We start from the raw sequence: 18851 nt of genomic DNA, 5'->3' as shown, positions 1-18851 counted from the left end.
TCTGTCTTGCTCCCTTTTTATGCTAAAGTTCCCATTGGATCCCAAGGCTTAAGAACAACAGGGCTCTTAGCGTAATCACGTTTAAGATCTTCGCTAAGGTACTTCTTATTAATAACGACTTGGTAGCAGTATTTGTCCATCCAATCATCACTCATAACAAAGTAACCTTTATGGCCGACCTTATTACCCCATGAGTTCTCAACTTTCCACTTGGTTGGCTTCCCATCAACAAGGTCAACACCAGTGATAACCATTGCGTGATCCATCATGCTTTCACCATAATCAAGTGCTTCAGCTTTGGTCATTTCAAGATCAACGTCAAATAGTTTGTCGTAGTCATAGGTGTTAAGGGCCATAATCCCAAGTTTAGTTTCTGAATATTTAATAACATCTGAACCAAACCAAACACTTTCGCCATTCTTTAATTGTTCAATCGCGAGTTGCTTGAATTCATCCATTGGTAGGTTTAAGTGCTTGATTTCGCGGCCACCAACGACATTACCAAGCATATCGATGGTGTAAGTTTGGTGGTACTTCTTATCAGCAGTTGGTGCTTGGATAATTGAAATATAATCATCAAGATTCCAGCCAACATACTTCTTGAAGAATTCTTGTGGGGTAAGGTTAGTATCGCAGTGGAATTCGTTGTCCTTCTTTGTCCGATATTCGAAGTCAAAGTGACTAACCGGTTCACCAAATGTGTAAGCAAGCATCCGGTAATTCTCGTTCAACATCTTACGGCGCGTTTCGTTAATTGCTTCTTCATTTGCATGATCTTCGTTAATCATTTTTCGCAAAATAACGGCATCGTGACGAAGCTTGTTGTTTAAGACTTCATCAATTCCCCGTGAGTTAGAAGAGTTAAATGATTCGGGCATTGCGGCTTTTGGCATAACCCCATACTTGCTGATAAGGGCGCAAAGCATATCCCATTGGCCACCATCGTTTTGTGGTTCGTTCATTAACCATGAAACTTTTCGGCTGTCGGTAGGCTTTTTAGCAGTCTTAATTACGTTTTGGTAGAAATAATTGGATTTCTCAAACTTATCCCAGAAGAACTGGTAGGCTTGGGAAAGTTCAAAATTATCAGGTAAGTTAAATTTTTGCTGCATATCATGACGCATTGTGTTCAGTGCTGCAAACATCCAACAACGACCGGATTGTTTTTGATCAGCAACGTCCCCCGTCTTGAGGTCAATAGAGAAATGAGGAGTATTATCAGCAATTGAATGCCAATTAAAGCTGGCATTCCGTACACCGTTTTTTGTAACAGTATTTTCTAAGACACTGCTGTTAGGGTGATGACGGTAGTTTTTATGAAAACTAGCGATATCTTCTTTATTAATTGAAAAGCTCATTTAACGGGCGTGCAATACCTTTGGACCTTCTGGAGTACCAACAATTACGTCGTTAACTCGATTTAAGAATAAACCAGTTTCAACAATTCCAACCATGTGGATCAATTCGTCAGCTAAGGCCTTAGGATCATCAATTTCGCCAAGATGAAGGTCAATAATATAGTTATTTTCATCAGTACGGAACTTTTCATCTCCATCCATCCGCCAAGTTGGCTTGTAGCCTTTCTTTTCAAGACGGTCAAAGACATGTTGAGAACCGAATGGAATTACTTCAACAGGAAGGGGGAAAGCGCCAAGTTTGTGGACGAGTTTGCTTTCATCGACAATCCACATTACTTTATTTGAGACATTGGCAACGATCTTTTCCCAAAGGAGGGCGCCACCGCCACCTTTGATTCCTTGGAAGTCATCACTGATTTCATCGGCCCCGTCAATAGTTAAATCGATGTGGTCAACGTCATCAATATCTTTAATTGTAATTCCGAGGTCGCGTGCTTGTTTAGCAGTTCGGTTTGAAGTTGTTACACCGATAATGTCTTTGATTTTACCTTCTTGGACTTGCTTACCAAGTTCATCAACCATATATTTAACAGTCGATCCAGTTCCGAGACCGACGATCATCCCGGATTTAATGTACTTAACTGATTCCTTACCTGTTTGTTCTTTTAATGCATTTTGATCCATCTAATTAAAGCGATCTGCAACTGGCAATAGTTGCTGATATTCTGGATGTAGTTTGAATTGCGCTACCGCATATGGACACATGAGCTTGACGATATATTGCTCTTTTGTTGCATAATCCACAAATTGACGCACTAGTTCAGCTGCAATTCCTTGCCCACGGTAAGTTGGTTGCACAAAAACGCGTTCAACGACAACGTGATCATTTGTATCAGGAACTTTTGGAAAACTGATCTCGCCAACTAAGGGTTCTTGATCGTCAAAAGCAATGATCCGCTGACCATCAACTCGATATTGCATTTATTCTTTTGTTGAACCGAAGCCGCCAGTCCGTTTAGCGGTTGGTTGCTCTTCACTATCAGCAGTTAAATAAGGCATAAAAATCCCCTGACCGATCCGTTCTCCCTTTTTTATATGATAATCTCGTAACCCGTAGTTAATAAGCTGGAAGAAAATTTCCCCTTCATTACTATCATTATCATAATAGTCTGCATCCACAATGCCGATTCCATTTGGTAAAATCAGGCGCCGTTTAAAAGGACCACTTGACCGATTAGCTAATAAGAGAAATTCATCAGGTTGCATATAGGCTTTGATGCCGGTGGGTACTAAGTATGGCTTTAAGCAGGAATCAGCAGCCTTAAACTCTTCATCAGTTAGCTTTTTTTGTTGATGAATTTGCCAAAGCGCCTTTAAGAAATTGCCTTTCCAAATTGATGGCAGAACGAAATCTTCCGATGCCTCAAAATCATATCCGGCCGCCCGTGTTGTTTGGCGTTGGGGTAAATGTATATCTTGGTCTTTCTTACTAGAAACAATCTTAAATCCACGTTTCATTTACCCCAGCGCTAAATATAACGCCTCTTTAAGCGTTGAGACACCGACTACTTGAATATTAGTTGACGGTTTCCAACCCTTTAAATTATTTTTGGGAATAAAGATTCGCTTAAAGCCAAGTTTTTCTGCTTCAGCAACCCGCTGTTCAATTCGGTTTACCCGGCGAATTTCCCCAGTCAAACCTACCTCACCGACAAACGCATCGGTGGGCTTGGTTCCTTTATCCCGATAACTGGAGGCAATACTTACTGCAATTGCCAAATCAATTGCTGGCTCATCTAACTTAACGCCCCCAGCTGCTTTTAAGTAAGCATCTTGATTTTGAAGCATTAGGTTAGCACGTTTCTCTAATACCGCCATTATCAATGATACTCGGTTTCGGCTCAAACCGGTAGCAGTTCGCTGTGCATTTCCATAAACGGTCGGTGTTACCAGCGCTTGAATTTCAACTAAAATTGGTCGTGTTCCTTCTAATGAAACAACCACCGCTGAACCGGTTGCATCATGTAATCGTTCCTCTAAAAAGATTTCTGATGGATTTTTTACTTCCGTCAGCCCATTTGTATGCATTTCAAAAATACCAAGCTCGTTAGTTGAACCAAATCGATTTTTCACTGATCGCAAAATACGATATGTATGGTGCAGGTCTCCTTCAAAATACAAGACTGTATCAACCATGTGCTCCAAGATCTTTGGACCAGCGATTGCACCGCCCTTTGTCACATGTCCAACGACAAAAATCGTAATGTTATTACTTTTAGCAATTTGCATTAACTGGGCGGTAACTTCACGAATTTGCGATACACTACCAATTGCTGAACTTACATCAGTCGCCTGCATCGTTTGTACCGAGTCAATCACGACATACTCTGGCTTGAGGTCACGAATAGTATCCCGAATACTATCCATATTCGTTTCTGGATATACATAAAAGTCATCCCCAGCAACTTTTAATCGTTCCGCCCGCATTTTAATTTGTGTCCCACTTTCTTCTCCAGACACATATAAAACCCGGTGATGCTCATCACTTAATTGTCCGGAAACTTGTAAAAGGAGGGTCGATTTTCCGATTCCCGGATCTCCTCCAATTAGAATTAGTGATCCGGGAACGATTCCTCCACCTAAAACGCGATTTAACTCATTCAATTTTGTTTTAACACGGGGAGTCTCTGTACTATTAATCTCATTAATTTTCTGTGGTTTGGCAACTAAGCCGGTTAAGGTGGTAGTTGCTTTTTTGGTTGGTGCAGAACTGGTCTCTACCTGTTCTTCCACTAAAGTATTCCACTCACCACAATTTGGACACCGGCCTAAGTAGCGTGGTGAGTTGTAACCACAATTTTGGCAAACATATTGTGTTCGAATTTTTGCCATTTATTTTTTCTTATCTTTATTATTTCGGTTTTCTTTATGTTCCGTATCCGTATACTCGTCAATTCCTCGTTGTGAATGAAGCGGACGAGCAAAGATCATTCGACCAGCGTCTGTTTGAAGAGCACTAGTTACTTCAACTTCAATTTGTTTATCCATAAAGTAACGACCATCTTCAACAACCACCATCGTTCCATCGTCAAGATAAGCAACACCCTGTTGTCGTTCAGTTCCTTTTTTCACAACAACAACCGTCATCGTTTCGCCCGGAATAACTCGTGGTCGTAATGATTTTGCTAAGTTATTAATATTCAATACTTGAACATTTTGGAATTGAATTACTTTATTAAGGTTATAATCATTTGTCACAATTACCCCATTGACTTCTTTAGCGAGGGCAATTAATTTACTATCAACCTCTGGAATATCTTCAAAGTCTCCATCATACATTTCGATTGGAACAATTTTTTCTTTCCGTAACTTGTTTAAAATATCAAGGCCACGGCGCCCACGAACACGCTTAATACTTTCGCCAGAATCAGCGATATATTGCAATTCATATAAAACAAAGTTAGGAACCAGTAATGTTCCCTCTAGAAAACCCGTTTTGACTAAATCATAAATGCGTCCATCAATCAGAATATTTGTATCTAGGATTTTATAATGGTGATAATTATCATCTTGCCGTTCAATCACATTACCACCATCGGTTTTACTACTTTTGGCATGGGTAAATGCTTTACGCCAATCATCTAACCGCGTCGTACCAATTCGAAAACCAAAATAACTAAAGACAATCATTAGAAGGATCGGCAGAATATTATTAATTACCGGAATCCTCGTTCTCCACAATGGAATCGAAATAAGAACTGCTAAAACTAAGCCAATAATCGTTAATAAAGTCCCAAAGAAAAGGTATACAGGACTACGCTTTGTTAGTTCTTTTTCGATTCGCTGGATCAACTTTTCAGTGCCGCTAACCAATGGGAGGGATAATAGCCAGAAAATAAGTGCACCAATAATAATGTCGATAAATACTAATAATGCCGGATTAAGAGCGATGTTCAAAATCCCCCATAATAATGGCAAATAGTAAAATCCCACTGCCGCGCCAACTAGAATATAAATGAGAGTAATCATTCTACGCCGCATCTATTCCTTTTTGTAACGCGTTCCTTGAGGAGTATCTTCAAGAATAATCCCTTGTTTTTTAAGATTGTCTCGAATTTCATCACTTCGCGCAAAATCTTTATTCTTCCGTGCTATATTTCGTTCTTCAATCAATTGCTTAATCTTTTCATCATTGATTTGATTGTCACTTGCTTCAAGCTTAACGCCAAAAATACTCATCAATTCAACAAGCTCTTTTTTGATTGCTTGAATGGCACCTAAGCTAACATTATCTTGTTGAGCATAAACATTTGCATATTTAACTAATTCGTAGACTGTGGCAATCCCGTTTTGAACATTGATGTCATCATCCATTGCTGTAATAAATTGGTGATGGAATTGCTCAAGCCGATCAGTGACTTCTTGAACATCTCCCTCATCGGCATCTTGTTCACGATAAGTCAAGTTATCAAAGGCTATTTGAATGTGATTAAGATTATTTTGCGCATCAGTTAGGTTTGCCTGGCTATATTGAATTGGACGCCGGTATTGCGTAGTCGCCATAAAGAAACGTAAAACCTGAGGATCTACTTCCTTGATAATTTCATGAACAGTAATGAAATTATGGAGAGACTTACTCATCTTCTCGTTGTCTTTTCCAATTGTTACGAAACCATTATGCATCCAGTAACGAACAAATTTTTGGCCTGTTTCTGCTTCACTTTGAGCAATCTCATTTTCATGGTGAGGGAATTCAAGGTCTTGTCCCCCTGCATGAATATCAATTGTCTTGCCCAAGTACTTAGTAGACATCACTGAACATTCGATATGCCATCCTGGACGACCTTTTCCCCATGGTGAATCCCAACTAATTTCGCCGGGCTTAGCTGCTTTCCATAAAGCAAAATCAAGTGGATCTTCCTTCTTATTAACCTCATCTGCACTAACATGTTCACTTGCCCCAACTTCAAGATCATCAAGTGATTGTCCAGAAAGCTGTCCATAGTGGTTAAACTTTCGTGCGCGATAATAAACATCCCCATCTTTAGGGTAGGCATATCCTTTTTCTACTAATCCTTGCACGAACTTAATGATCTCGGTAATGTTTTCCGTTGCCCGGGGATGAAGAGTAGCTGGCTCAATATTAATTGCTGCGGTATCTTCCATAAAAGCATTGATATACTTCTCCGCTAATTGTGGAACGGTAATCCCTTGCTCGGCAGCTGCCTTAATCATTTTATCGTCAACGTCTGTAAAGTTAGAAACATAATTTACTTTATACCCTTTGAATTCAAGGTAACGTCGGACTGTATCAAAGGCGATCGCACTGCGCGCATTTCCAATATGAATGTAATTATAAACCGTCGGACCACAGACATACATGTTAACAACGCCTGGATGCAATGGCTTAAATTCTTCTTTTTTTCTTGTTAACGTATTGTAAATTGTTAGCATTCATTTTTCATGTGCTGTTCGCCCCGCTTCTACTTGTTCGATACACCATTGCGCTAATTCAGCCAATCGCTCTTCTTTACCAGCTAATTTGAGGTAACCCATTACTGCTTCAAATCCGGTAGAAATCCGATAAGTCATAACTGATGTATTCTTAGCGTGAGTATGACTGTTAGCATTTCGCCCACGTTTAAAATACGACCATTCTTCATCAGACAGTAACTCGTCTTCTTTCATCAAGTCAATAAGAGCCGCCTGTGCTTTTGCCGAAACATAGTGGGTAGCAATATGTTGTAGTTTCGTTGGCTTACTAATTCCCTTGTTTAAAAGATGCTGACGAATGTAAACCTCATAAGCTGCATCCCCTAAATAAGCCAAAGCAATTCCATTAAGTTGTCGATAGTCTGCTTGTACCATTTATTTTAAAGGATGACGAGAGTTAAAGCCTTGGTAGATCAACAAACTTGCCGCCACACTCGCATTTAAACTTTGAACATGCCCAACCATTGGAATTGTTAGCATTTCATCACAAGTTTTCTTTAGCAAGGATGAAATTCCTTTACCTTCATTGCCGATAACCAAAGCGACGGCACCATGCGCATCCCATGTTCGGTAATCTTTTCCTTTCATATCAGTACCAAACAGCCAAACACCGCGTTCTTGCAATTCTTTAGCAGTTTGAACCAGGTTTGTTACTCGGACAACTGGTACATGTTCAATTGCTCCCGTAGATGTTTTTGCAACCACTGAAGTTAATCCTACTGCTCGCCGGCGTGGAATAATAATACCATGAACACCAGCGGCATCAGCAGTTCGCATGATTGAACCTAAATTATGCGGATCCTCTAGTTCATCAAGAATAAGGAAAAATGGATCTTCGTCATGCTTAGCCGCGTTATCAAAGAGGTCATCAATAGTTGCATATTGGTATGCTGCTACAGCTAACACAACCCCCTGGTGATTTTGTCGGTCAGTCATCAAGTCCAATTTATTCTTAGGAACATTCGATACTACTAAGTGGCGTTCCTTCGCTAATTTAACAATCTGGGAAATAGCATCGGCCTTTAACCCCGACTGAATAAAAACTTTATTGATCTCTTGGTCAGATTTTAGTGCCATCACAGCTGGATGTCGGCCAATAATAAAATCCGTATTCTCATTTTTCATCTATCTGCTTTCACGATGAATAGTATACTCACCGCAATGTTTACAGAACTTACGTAATTCTAATCGTTCTTGTCGTTGAGGGTTAGCGGTAATCGTATAATTACGCGCACCGCACTTTGTACATTCCAATGCTACTTTTTTCTGGGACATTTAAACAAAGAGTTTCATCATTAATTGAATTAACCAATCAAACAGAGCAAAGAATAGTACGAAGAACAGAGTCAATGAAACAACAATAGTCGTATCACGACGATTCTCTTTAGCTGTTGGCCATACAACTAGCTTCATTTCGTGGTTAACACTCTTAATAAATCGAATTAAGTGCATCTAAAATGTATCAATCTGATCAAAGCCTAATTCAGCAGCCGTTTCACGACCGAACATTTCAACAGTCGCCTTAATCTTTTGCTTTTCGTGATCAACTTCTACAACCTTGGCAGTCATATTTGCAAAGGATCCCGCAATAACTTTTACAGTATCGCCTTCCTTAACATCAATGTCACTAACAGTTGTTTCGGTTCCCATCCGTTTCATAATCCGATCAACTTCTTCAGGAAGCAATGGGGTTGGTTTGGAACCACCACCGTGAGATCCTAAGAAACCAGTTACGCCGGGAGTATTACGAGCAATGTACCAAGCTTGGTCAGTCATTACCATTTCAACCAAAACATAGCCTGGGAATGTCTTTTCAATTGTTTCTTTTGCTTGACCGTCCTTAACCTGGCGAACTTCTTCTTCAGGAACAACTACGCGAAAAATGTAGTCTTCCATTCCCATTGATTGAGCCCGTGATTCCAAGTTACTTTTAACCCGGTTTTCATAACCAGAGTAGGTATGGAGCACATACCAACGTTTTTCATGTGATTCCACTTAGTCTTCAACAGTGAAGCCCATGCTACGAGCAGTACCTTCAATCATGCGCATAGCTGCTTCTACGTCAGCTGCGTTTAGATCTTGCATCTTAGTTTCAGCGATTTCCTTAACTTGGTCCTTCGTTACTGAAGCAACCTTGTTTGTGTTAGGTTCACCGGAACCATGTTCAACACCAGCGGCCTTCTTTAGTAAGACAGCAGCAGGTGGCGTCTTAGTAATGAAGTCGAATGAACGGTCCTCATATACAGTAATTACAACTGGGATCAACATACCCTTTTGGTCTGCAGTCCGTGCGTTGAATTCCTTAGTGAAGCCCATAATGTTAATACCTGCTTGTCCAAGTGCAGGACCTACTGGTGGAGCTGGTGTAGCGGCACCGGCAGGAATTTGCAACTTGACAATGTTAGCTACTTTCTTTGCCACTTAAAATGTGGTTAAATCAAGCGTAACACTTGGTCCAAATGTTGAAGAAATGGAAGCGTGCTTGATGTATGTTCCACGTACTGAAGCTGGACGAGCCTTAGCCACAATATCTTCTAAAGTAGCCAAGTTTTCAACTAACTTGTCAGTATCAAATGAAACCTTACCGAATGGTACAGCAACGTTACCATCACGGTCAGTCCGGTAAGTTACTTGACCAGCCTTGGCATCAGAAACAGCCTTGGCTACGTCCATCGTAACAGTACCAGTCTTAGGGTTTGGCATTAAGCCCTTAGGTCCGAGGACACGTCCTAAACGACCTACTTTAGGCATCATGTCTGGTGTTGCAATTGCAACATCAAAGTCAAGCCAACCGTCTTGAATCTTTTCTACTAAATCATCGTCGCCAACAAAGTCAGCACCAGCTTCTTGAGCAGCCTTAGCATTTTCACCATTAGCGAAAACAATAACTGTTTGATCCTTACCAGTACCATTTGGTAAAACAACGGCACCACGTAATTGTTGGTCAGCTTGCTTTGTGTCAACGTTTAAGTTAAATGCTACTTCGATAGTAGAGTCGAAGTTAGCGTAGGCAATATCTTTTACTAATTGGACAGCGTCTTTAACAGCGTATTCTTTCTTGCTGTCAACTTTCTTGAGCGCGTCTTGGTACTTCTTACCACGTTTTTTAGCCATTTACTTATTAACTGCAGCTGTTAAGGCCGCTCCTAAACGTTTTAAACCAACTTCAATCTGGTCTTCTTTCATATTTGAATAGTTCAAGCGGAAAGCACCAGGTTGAGCTTCACCAGCAAAGAACGGATCGCCTGGAACAAAGGCTACATCATGTTCAAGGCATTCCTTAAATAACTCTACTGTATCGTCAACGCCAGGAACTTCTACCCATAAGAACATACCGCCTTCAGGATTCGTATATTTAACTCCTTCTGGGAAGTACTTTTTAATTCCCTCAAGCATTAAATCTTTACGTTTGCCATATAAATCACTAATTTCTTTAACGTGGGCATCCACATCGTTGTCAGCAAAGAATTGGGCAACCGCGAATTGAGCTAAATTATCTGTATGGAGGTCAGCTGATTGCTTAAGGACCGTTAATTTATTAACCACATCTTCATCAGCAACCAACCATCCTAAACGAAATCCTGGTGCTAATGTCTTTGAAAATGTACTCATGTAAAGGACATGACCCGATTTATCAAATGACTTAACTGCTGGTACATGTTGGCCAGCAAAACGAATTTCACCATATGGATTATCTTCTAGTACATATACATCATATTTTTCTGCTAATTCAGCTAACTGCTTTCGTCGTTCTTCAGTCATTGTCCGTCCAGTTGGATTTTGGAAATTTGGCACAGTATAGATGAGTTTGGTATTTGGATTAGCCTTTAGTGCTTCTTCTAAAGCATCCATCTTCATCCCATCTTCGTCCATCTCAACACTAGCAAAATTAGCACCGTAAGAACGAAAAACATCTAAAGCACAGAGGTACGTTGGCTGTTCAACTAATACAGTATCACCCGGATCAACAAAAGCCTTGCCCACTAAATCTAAGGCTTGTTCTGATCCCGTTGTTACTAAAACATTGTCTAATTCGGAATCCACATTTTCTTTTTCCTTCACATGTTGTTGGATAACCTCACGTAAAGCTGTGACTCCCTTCGCTGCCCCATACTGCATGGCTTCTTGACCGTGTTCTTCAAAAACTTTATCAACAGTTGCTTTCATTTCTTTAACAGGAAACAATTCGGGTGCCGGCAATCCCCCAGCAAATGAAATAATCTTAGGATCCGCCGCTGCTTGTAAAATTGCACCAACCGCATCCGTACCATCTGCTGGAACACGCTTTGAATATTTAAATTGTGTCATCTATAATCCACCTTTTTTCATATTTTGGTGGTAAATCAACCAAAATAAAAAACTAACTGCAAAGGATATTACAAACATTATTATTAAAGTAAAGATAACGGCTACTGCCATTTCTGTATTAGTGAAATCTATCATAAAAAGGTGGATTATAGAATGAAGTTAGCCACCCAGTTGGTGGTAAATAAAAAACGCCATTCGGCGTGACATCAGGTATCATATTAAGTGAACCAAACCTATATGAAAGGATGTCCGTCAAATGACGCACTTAATAATGAGTTACCGGAACAACATTCCTCGCAAATCATTGGGCTATCAAACACCTTACGAGGTATTCATGAAGTATGTCACTGATGAGCAACTACTTTTTTTCTAACTTAAATTGACATTTCGGGAAATAAATAACTAACTTAAATTGACATTTCGGGAAATAAATAAACTTCCCCACATTACTAATTGGGAAATTATCCCCGCAATTGATGCATAGTAATAATTGACGATCGAAGAAATACTATAATTATGGGTTGCTTTCTCGTAGTCATCAATTGCTGTTTTACGTTCTGCACCGGCAAAGCTACGGATGATAAATACGCCAATAAAATATGTTGGCAACCAAAATGTTAAGAGAATTCCAATTGTTAGCATCACTAAATTAATTTGACAATCCTTAAAATGGAATAAATGGTGGGTTTGTTTTACCAATAATCCTCCAAAGACGAAAGCAAATAAGTAAGCAACAATTGTCCAAGAATACATTTTTGTGCCATACAAAATGCCAATAAAAACGGTACTATACAAGGTCCAATACTGACCACAAGCACCATAAAGCATTATTCGTTGCCGTAAATGATTGGGATAGTGAAGTAATCGCCGATGGTTTACAAGCAAGGTAAGGATCATCGTGATGAGGAAGATTAATAAAAGAGCGGTTCCCCATTCAAGTGGTTTCCCAAAGCCTAAACTTCTCCCTAATCGCAACAGTAACATTGCGCCAAGCAAAATTAATGCTAGTAAGTAATTAGCCCAATGTAGACGAACTGGCAGCGGACGAATTGCATGGGGTGTTTTCCAAATTGATCCCATTGCACCAAAAGTAATGATTAACATTAAAACAAAACTAATTACTGGCTTCTTTATCCACACAATTATCCCAAACACAATCAAAACTATAATAACTTGAAAAAGCGGCTTAAGATGATCCTGCTGGGGTAAGAGTCCTCGTTTTATTAATCGCCGCCGCTGACTTATTGCGGTTGGAAATAGTCGAGAGGCAATCCCTGCCCCTGCACCTGACAAATCCCAGAAGATTGGTTGAAATCCACCAAACATCCCTAAAAAGTAACCAATAATTCCGCTATAAAGACCAATCCAGGCCAGCCGTTGATAATCGTATTCTAAATCACGGCAAAATAATAAAATTGTATGCCGGAAAGCATAGAAAATAGCGAAGGGCAAGGCACCAACAAAGATATCAGACTGTTCTTTAGTAAGGGAAATATACAGCAAAAAAGGCATTAAATTTAATAATAAACTACAGACACCAGTCAACTTTTCTAATTTTTTCATCTAATGCTGGTCAATTGCACTATTCAGTTTCTTTCGATTTACTAGAAAAATAATAATAACTAACGGGACAATAAATAGCATTACGGGATAAAAATATTTCACAGGTAACGTACTATCAATAATCCCCCCGATGATTGGCCCAAGCGTCATTCCAATATCAAGGCCGAGAAAGAATGTCGAACTTGCTAACCCTCGTTCATTATCTGGAGCTAGCATCATTGCAGTTGATTGACAAACGGAATAAATAATACCATAGCCAAATGCCATTCCAGCAGCTGCCAGTGCCATTTCAATGTTATTTTTCATAATACTTAACATAATAAGATAAAAGATTGTTGCAACCGTGCTTAAAATCAACCATGGTTCAAAACGGACAGTATCAAATTGGGTCCGTAAGAATAATCGGCTAAGTAAAAGAACTACAGCATAAATTAAGAAATAAGCACCAACAGCAATAGATAAGTGACGTTGTTCAGCGTACTCAACAATATCTGCCTGCGTTGCAAAATATGGGATAGCAAATAAAGCTGTTAAAAGGGCAACCGGGATAGCGTCTCGCTGAATGATTTTAATATGAAAGCCACTTTGTTTTACAGAGTGTGCTGCCGGTTGAGCGCGGTTACTGACAAACTGAATTGTGACAACAACCAGTAAAGCCGATAATGCTGAAATCACCATTGCAGCTCGATAACCAATAATTCGATATAAGTTAATTGATACAGCGGGGGCACATGCCATTGCCAAAGCGTTCATCAGTCCATAAAAGCTCATTGCTTCGCCAACATGATTAAATGGAACTAAATATGATAGCCAGGTTGTCATACAAACTGTACATAATACAAATCCTAATCCATTAACCAAACGGCATATTAACAAGAAAGTGCTATTAGGCGTTAACACATAACCTGCAACCCCAATAAAGCACAATATTCCACCCCAAAAAGCTAATGAATATTTTGAAAAACGATCAGTCAGATTACCAGCAATTGGTCGCAAAAACATTGAAACAATACTCATCATTCCAACGATTATACCTGCAAAAGCACTTGATGCGCCTAAATCTTGAGCATAACCGTTAATCAATGGGTTACAGTACATATTACTAAACATAAAAAAGAACGAAGCCGCCATTACGAGCACAACATCTTTTGTAAAAATCGATTTTTCCTTCGCCATTTACTGCAAAGAATCCCAAGCTGGTAGAGTAACGGGTTCACTGGCAGCTACTTTCTTTACTCGATCGCTAAGGTACTTCTTATTAATAACAGCCTCATAAGTATACTCTTCAAACCAATCTTGGGTCATTACAAAGTATCCGTTATCGCCATTATCTTTACCCCAACTGTTTTCAATCTTCCATCGTGTAGGTTGATCATTTACCATGTCAAAGCCTGTTAATGTCATTGCATGAGAAACGACGGCTTGCTTAGTTTCCAAACGGTGCTTCTTATCCATTACAAAATCAACATCAAGCAATTCCTCTCGATGATATAATTTTGCATCCATCAAGCCTCGCTTACGGTCCATTTGTTGGAGAACATCATTCCCAACCCAAACTGTTTCACCAGCTTGCAATTGTTTGATGGCTCCTTCTTGTAATTCTGCAAAAGGAACATTAACAAATTTAATTGGCAAACCATCAACCACACTATCTTGCGCTGGCATTAAATAACTCCGATCCATTTCATGATCAGGAGCGTTAGTAACTACAACATAGTCACTTAAGTTTGTATCAAAGTATTCATGATAGAACTTTAATGGCGTTAAGCCAAGAACTTGGTGGAACTTTTTATCATCATCCCGATATTCAAGATCAAATTTTGCAGGCGGTTCACCAAATGAGTAGGCTGCAATCTTATAAACGTCACCCATCATTCGTTCTTGTGCTTCCTGTAATTCCGTTGCACTGGCATTAGTTTGCACCATTGCACGTAATTCAATTGCATCTTTGCGCATTAAGCTATCAAATACTTCGGCTACATCTGAAGTATCCTTCGTATTATGTGTGTCAGGCATTACATATTCTGGAACAACACCATATTTCTCAATAATAGAAGCAGCATTAGCCCATTGCCCACCATCATTTAATGCAAAACTAAGGTAGAAATCAACGGTTCGATCATGCAAAGGCTTATCAGCAGTTGCAATAATCTTCTGGAAAAACATATTTGCCCGTTCAATTCGATCCCAGAAAAATAGATAATTTTGTGACAATTCAAAGTCCTTGAACTTATATTTTGTTGCAAACTTATGACGTAATGTATTTAATGCTGCAAAAGACCAGCAACGTCCACTATGACGCTGGTTGGTTGGCTTCCCCGTCTTAATTTCATAAGAAAATGCTCGATGAAGACGTTCGCTTGCCGTTGGATCTTCACTCGCAGCTTTAATCCCATTTTTTTGTATTGCCCGGGCAATAATTTCTGCATCTTTACGTGAATGAAATTCTTTCTTTAATTTTTCAACCATTTTTGAGGTTAAATCGTGTTCTTCAGTCACTTAAATTTGATCTAGTGCTTCTTCAATCGGCGTATCTCCACTCCGCATCATGATGACGTGGCCGATTGTATTATCGTGTTGTAGAATATCGGCTAAAGTCTGGGCAACGTCTGAAATCGGATTAGAAGTTGCAGAGCCTTCACCAATTTGGATTTTACCGGTACCGGGTTCTTCAGTTAAATTAGCAGGTTGAAGGATAGTGTAGTCAAGATTTGTATTTGAGATAAGATAATTATCAGCAAAGAACTTGGCAATGTTATAATCCATAATTGAAGCTAATGATGGAACTTTTGACCACATTTCAGGTTGTAAAGCATATAGCGAACTTAACATAATGTAACGTTTAATGCCGTCTTTTTCAGCAGCTTGCATTGTTTTAACTGCTCCCATCGCATCAGTTTCCAGTAAATCTTTACCACGTGATCCGGCAACAAAGTAAATTGCATCCATGCCTTTCATTAATTCAGCGATTTTTTCAACACTATCATGTAGGTTCAATTCAACAGCAGTAACGTGGTTTAACTTAATAACTTTTTCCGGATGGCGAGCACCAGCTGTAACTTCATTACCAGTGGCAACTAAATCTTTAATTAAGTCAGTAGCAACACGGCCTGAACCACCGACAACAAATACTTTCTTCATTTATTGTTGCGCAATTGCATCATTAACAGCTGTTTGCTCTTTGTTAATTAAATTGACTTTGCTTTCAATTACACTAATGTCCATTTTAATTTCTCGGGTTAAACCTGGTGTATTAAGTTTAGGTTCAAAGAAGTCTTTAAATTCGTTCAATCGTTCAGGAGTATGGAAAACGCCGGCAGTGACAGTGATAAAGGTAGCAAATTCCATATCGCCACCAACTGTGTCATTTAACCATTGCCATTCATCACGAAGCCAATTCCAGGCAGCTTGTTGACCTGCTTTATTGGCAAGAAGGCCACGATACCATGCTCGTAAATCTTGTGGCTTAATGACGTCAGCATCTTCAAAGTAACTAACAACTTTTGCAACTAATGCTGGATCAGTTGTATTTGGTATTGCCATTCGCAAGTCCTGTTTAAAGCTTGCGTCCGCTGTTTGTTGGTAAGCTTTGATTAATTTATCAAATAATTCAGCATTCCCGAAGTTTTGAACTTCATTTTTAAGAACTAAACCACGAATATCCGCCGAAAGAGACTCTAATTTATCCTGATTTTCAGTAAAGATTTGGTGAGCTTGAGTAATTGAATCATTATTGTGTGCAAATAGTGAAGCGCTAAGGATATAAGGGCGCGTCAATTGGTCATCGTTGCTTTCATCATCTTTAGGTAACCAACCAAGCCGCTTTACTTGATCCTTACTTAATAGATCAAAGAATTGTCGTAGTTCTTGTTCAGCAGGAGAATCAGGTTTAGCAAACATTTTAAGGCTATTAGCTATTTGGTATAGTTCGGCATTAACAATTGCTGAAGGACTATCTTTAAATTGCTTTAATAATGGGATTAATGACGCATAAGATATTTGTTGTCCTTGGGCAAGTAACCGCAGATCCTGAAGAAGTTGACGCTGGGTAATCGGGTCTAATTCATCAGTGTGATTTAAAATATCGTTTAGTAGCGTATCATCATATTTTACGATGAAATGTGAATTATTGCCGAGGTTTAGACGGAATGGTTGACCATTCTTATCGTGCAATGCTTGATAATTTCCAAGGTTGAGTTCTTGTTCCGCCATAATTTGTGGAGCTTCATCATAGTTGCTATTAAGTGGGATTTGCCATTGACGATCAACATCTTTACCATCACCAATGAAAAATTGCTTTTGTGACAATACTAAATCGCCATCATCATTAATTTTTGCTGTTACAACAGGATAGCCTGGTTGTTCAAGCCATGAATTCATGATTTTTCCAATGTTAAGTCCCGATGCGTCGCCAAGGGCTTTCCATAAGTCAGCTCCGGTTGCATTACTGTATTTGTGAGCAGCAAAATAATTCTTAAGACCTTCTCGTAACGCTTTGTCACCTAAAAGAGCCCGGACCATTACTAACATTCGCGATCCTTTGGCATAAACAATCGCACCATCGAATAAGGCATCAATTTCGGCCGGATTGTTAACATCAACATGAACGGATTGAACACCATCAGTTGCATCTCGTTGTAATGCCATTGGAGCTTCTGAAGTTTGGAAAAGTTCCCAAATGTGCCAGTCAGGCTGGAGAGCATCGACGGCAACATATTCCATCATATTAGCAAAACTTTCATTAAGCCATAAGTCATCCCACCACTTCATTGTCACAAGATCACCAAACCACTGGTGAGCTAGTTCGTGTGTGATGACAGTTGCAACTAATTGTTTCATTTCAAGGGAAGTGTTGTCTGGATCGAGTAATAAGTAAGCTTCCCGGTAGGTTACCAATCCCCAATTTTCCATTGCACCGGCAGAGAAATCAGGTAAAGCTAACTGCCATGAATGGGGAAGAGGGTACGGAGTTTGATAGAAATCCTCATAAAATTCGATTGCCCGCTTAGCAATATCTAATGCAAAATCAAGTTCTTTTGGTTGGTGCGCTTTCGTTGCGAATACACCTACTTTAACGCCACCCTTTGTTTCAGTAATTTTACTTTGGAGTTCTCCAAATGCAAAGGCAACAAGATAAGTGGACATTCGCACAGTGGGTTCAAAGTAGTGGATGCCATTTTCAACGTGATCTTCTGGCATATTAGCGATAATGGTTTCACCAGAATGCTCATCAAATTTAATTGCTAGACTGAAGGTAGCCTTAGCCTCTGGTTCATCGACACAGGGAAAAGCTTGCCGAGCAAAAGTTGTTTCAAATTGAGTCCCGATAATTTGCTTTTTCTCCCCGTCAACCTCATAGTATGATGGATAAATTCCCATCATCGAATCAGTTAACTTAGTATTATAAGTTACAGTAAAAGTTACTTTACCAGTTTGCGGAAGGGTAATCCTAACTGCCTCGGCATCATTATCAATATTAAAGTCTAATTCTTGACCGTCTGCTTGAACACCAGTGACCTGCAAATTTTTTTGATTAATTGCAATTTGAGGATCAGTCGCGTTACCAGTGATAGTTGTTTTTCCATTAATAGTTTTCTTTGCTCGATTAATATCGATAAAAACATCATAATGGTCAGGTTGGAAAGTATTATAAAAGCGTTCGAGTTTTGCCATTTAAATCTGCTTCTTTAATAAATCTAACTTTGTACTTTGGCGTTGTAGAATATCGTCGATTACATCTGCTAATGAAATTTGCTTCATCTCATTAAAAGCTGCTGCTTGAATCTGATCATAATACTTTTCTAATGACGCCTGAATATTTCCACCAACAATACACTTCAAATTAGTTTTTGGATCAACATGAAGTAAATCATGATCCATATTTATTGCCTGGTAGATATCAAACAGGTTAATCTCTCGTGGCTTTTTAGCTAACCGCGGTTCAGCAGCCCCCTTTCTAGTTACGATCAAACCAGCAGTCCTCAAATCTGACATTAATTGACGAACAACACTCGGATTCGACTCAATACTATCAGCAATCGCTTTACTAGATAAGTCACCATCCTGATAAATGTGCAAATAGCTTAATAAGTGAACAGCATCACTTAGTTTATATGAATATTTCATTCA

At 39.4% G+C, this 18851-nt stretch carries 20 protein-coding genes and 2 pseudogenes; 1 reads left to right on the top strand and 21 read right to left on the bottom strand.

All coding sequences use genetic code 11. The annotated features are described in order from the left end of the window. Positions 1–17: 17 nt before the first annotated feature. Genes HHK02_RS07435 through HHK02_RS07365 form a run of 15 tightly spaced genes read right to left on the bottom strand, consistent with a single transcriptional unit; the run spans position 18 to position 11159 of the window. Positions 18–1358 (bottom strand): C1 family peptidase, encoded by a 1341-nt coding sequence (locus HHK02_RS07435; protein ID WP_003670551.1) that lies wholly within the window; start codon positions 1356–1358, stop codon positions 18–20. Beyond that, the gene (gene rpiA / locus HHK02_RS07430) at positions 1359–2042 is read right to left on the bottom strand and encodes a ribose-5-phosphate isomerase RpiA (protein ID WP_085719643.1); all 684 of its coding nucleotides are present in this window, start codon (positions 2040–2042) and stop codon (positions 1359–1361) included. It lies immediately after the preceding gene. After that, on the bottom strand, positions 2043–2339 hold the full coding sequence (locus tag HHK02_RS07425) for a GNAT family N-acetyltransferase (protein WP_029507893.1): 297 nt from the start codon (positions 2337–2339) through the stop codon (positions 2043–2045). Further along, positions 2340–2876 (bottom strand): dCTP deaminase/dUTPase family protein, encoded by a 537-nt coding sequence (locus tag HHK02_RS07420; protein ID WP_035154966.1) that lies wholly within the window; start codon positions 2874–2876, stop codon positions 2340–2342. Further along, a complete protein-coding gene (gene radA / locus HHK02_RS07415; RefSeq protein WP_098046427.1) occupies positions 2877–4250 on the bottom strand; it encodes a DNA repair protein RadA in 1374 nt (457 codons plus the stop codon). It abuts the gene before it with no gap. Then, entirely contained in the window at positions 4251–5399 is a 1149-nt protein-coding gene (locus tag HHK02_RS07410) for a PIN/TRAM domain-containing protein (RefSeq protein ID WP_035159781.1), read from the bottom strand. It lies immediately after the preceding gene. Continuing rightward, positions 5400–6812 (bottom strand): cysteine--tRNA ligase, encoded by a 1413-nt coding sequence (cysS, locus tag HHK02_RS07405; RefSeq protein WP_107690467.1) that lies wholly within the window; start codon positions 6810–6812, stop codon positions 5400–5402. After that, a complete protein-coding gene (locus tag HHK02_RS07400) occupies positions 6813–7226 on the bottom strand; it encodes a Mini-ribonuclease 3 (RefSeq protein ID WP_107690468.1) in 414 nt (137 codons plus the stop codon). After that, complete coding sequence (gene rlmB, locus HHK02_RS07395; RefSeq protein WP_107690469.1) at positions 7227–7976, bottom strand: 23S rRNA (guanosine(2251)-2'-O)-methyltransferase RlmB; 750 nt, start codon at positions 7974–7976, stop codon at positions 7227–7229. Then, entirely contained in the window at positions 7977–8126 is a 150-nt protein-coding gene (gene rpmG / locus HHK02_RS07390; protein WP_003666293.1) for a 50S ribosomal protein L33, read from the bottom strand. Then, positions 8127–8303 carry a preprotein translocase subunit SecE gene (gene secE / locus HHK02_RS07385; RefSeq protein WP_003666294.1) on the bottom strand — a complete coding sequence of 59 codons (177 nt, stop codon included), beginning with the start codon at positions 8301–8303 and terminating at the stop codon, positions 8127–8129. Then, positions 8304–8846: a transcription termination/antitermination protein NusG gene (nusG, locus tag HHK02_RS07380; RefSeq protein WP_003666296.1), complete on the bottom strand. Its 543-nt coding sequence runs from the start codon at positions 8844–8846 to the stop codon at positions 8304–8306. Beyond that, positions 8847–9272, bottom strand: coding sequence for a 50S ribosomal protein L11 (gene rplK / locus HHK02_RS07375; protein WP_003666299.1), 426 nt, complete (start codon positions 9270–9272; stop codon positions 8847–8849). After that, positions 9273–9965, bottom strand: a complete 693-nt coding sequence (gene rplA, locus HHK02_RS07370) for a 50S ribosomal protein L1 (protein ID WP_003666300.1) — start codon at positions 9963–9965, stop codon at positions 9273–9275. Next, positions 9966–11159, bottom strand: a complete 1194-nt coding sequence (locus HHK02_RS07365; protein ID WP_107690470.1) for an aminotransferase-like domain-containing protein — start codon at positions 11157–11159, stop codon at positions 9966–9968. A gap of 268 nt (positions 11160–11427) precedes the next feature. Here HHK02_RS07365 and HHK02_RS07360 point away from each other — a divergent pair. Then, positions 11428–11532 (top strand): annotated as a pseudogene (locus tag HHK02_RS07360) (IS30 family transposase); the annotation flags it as partial. Positions 11533–11585: 53 nt separating this feature from the next. Here HHK02_RS07360 and HHK02_RS07355 read toward each other — a convergent pair. The 6 genes and pseudogenes from HHK02_RS07355 to HHK02_RS07330 all read right to left on the bottom strand — a co-directional run. Then, a pseudogene (locus HHK02_RS07355) lies at positions 11586–12722 on the bottom strand (hypothetical protein); the annotation flags it as partial. Next, complete coding sequence (locus HHK02_RS07350; RefSeq protein WP_085719484.1) at positions 12723–13898, bottom strand: MFS transporter; 1176 nt, start codon at positions 13896–13898, stop codon at positions 12723–12725. Beyond that, positions 13899–15221, bottom strand: a complete 1323-nt coding sequence (locus HHK02_RS07345) for a C1 family peptidase (protein ID WP_003670129.1) — start codon at positions 15219–15221, stop codon at positions 13899–13901. After that, entirely contained in the window at positions 15222–15863 is a 642-nt protein-coding gene (locus tag HHK02_RS07340) for an SDR family oxidoreductase (RefSeq protein WP_152700169.1), read from the bottom strand. Next, positions 15864–18395 (bottom strand): M1 family metallopeptidase, encoded by a 2532-nt coding sequence (locus tag HHK02_RS07335; protein ID WP_181462245.1) that lies wholly within the window; start codon positions 18393–18395, stop codon positions 15864–15866. Then, positions 18396–18848: an Rrf2 family transcriptional regulator gene (locus HHK02_RS07330; RefSeq protein ID WP_020843428.1), complete on the bottom strand. Its 453-nt coding sequence runs from the start codon at positions 18846–18848 to the stop codon at positions 18396–18398. Positions 18849–18851 lie beyond the last annotated feature (3 nt).

The sequence above is a fragment of the Limosilactobacillus reuteri genome, from assembly GCF_013694365.1.
GTDB classification, from domain to species: Bacteria; Bacillota; Bacilli; order Lactobacillales; family Lactobacillaceae; genus Limosilactobacillus; species Limosilactobacillus reuteri_E.
The sequence above is the reverse complement of the archived record's forward strand: the minus strand, read 5'-3'. Positions and strand labels throughout refer to the sequence as shown.

Coding starts and splice junctions, on each gene's coding strand:
- HHK02_RS07435 (WP_003670551.1), bottom strand. CDS start 1,358: ATGAGCTTTTCAATTAATAAAGAAGATATCGCTAGTTTTCATAAAAAC.
- rpiA (WP_085719643.1), bottom strand. CDS start 2,042: ATGGATCAAAATGCATTAAAAGAACAAACAGGTAAGGAATCAGTTAAG.
- HHK02_RS07425 (WP_029507893.1), bottom strand. CDS start 2,339: ATGCAATATCGAGTTGATGGTCAGCGGATCATTGCTTTTGACGATCAA.
- HHK02_RS07420 (WP_035154966.1), bottom strand. CDS start 2,876: ATGAAACGTGGATTTAAGATTGTTTCTAGTAAGAAAGACCAAGATATA.
- radA (WP_098046427.1), bottom strand. CDS start 4,250: ATGGCAAAAATTCGAACACAATATGTTTGCCAAAATTGTGGTTACAAC.
- HHK02_RS07410 (WP_035159781.1), bottom strand. CDS start 5,399: ATGCGGCGTAGAATGATTACTCTCATTTATATTCTAGTTGGCGCGGCA.
- cysS (WP_107690467.1), bottom strand. CDS start 6,812: ATGCTAACAATTTACAATACGTTAACAAGAAAAAAAGAAGAATTTAAG.
- HHK02_RS07400 (WP_107690468.1), bottom strand. CDS start 7,226: ATGGTACAAGCAGACTATCGACAACTTAATGGAATTGCTTTGGCTTAT.
- rlmB (WP_107690469.1), bottom strand. CDS start 7,976: ATGAAAAATGAGAATACGGATTTTATTATTGGCCGACATCCAGCTGTG.
- rpmG (WP_003666293.1), bottom strand. CDS start 8,126: ATGTCCCAGAAAAAAGTAGCATTGGAATGTACAAAGTGCGGTGCGCGT.
- secE (WP_003666294.1), bottom strand. CDS start 8,303: ATGCACTTAATTCGATTTATTAAGAGTGTTAACCACGAAATGAAGCTA.
- rplA (WP_003666300.1), bottom strand. CDS start 9,965: ATGGCTAAAAAACGTGGTAAGAAGTACCAAGACGCGCTCAAGAAAGTT.
- HHK02_RS07365 (WP_107690470.1), bottom strand. CDS start 11,159: ATGACACAATTTAAATATTCAAAGCGTGTTCCAGCAGATGGTACGGAT.
- HHK02_RS07350 (WP_085719484.1), bottom strand. CDS start 13,898: ATGGCGAAGGAAAAATCGATTTTTACAAAAGATGTTGTGCTCGTAATG.
- HHK02_RS07340 (WP_152700169.1), bottom strand. CDS start 15,863: ATGAAGAAAGTATTTGTTGTCGGTGGTTCAGGCCGTGTTGCTACTGAC.
- HHK02_RS07335 (WP_181462245.1), bottom strand. CDS start 18,395: ATGGCAAAACTCGAACGCTTTTATAATACTTTCCAACCTGACCATTAT.
- HHK02_RS07330 (WP_020843428.1), bottom strand. CDS start 18,848: ATGAAATATTCATATAAACTAAGTGATGCTGTTCACTTATTAAGCTAT.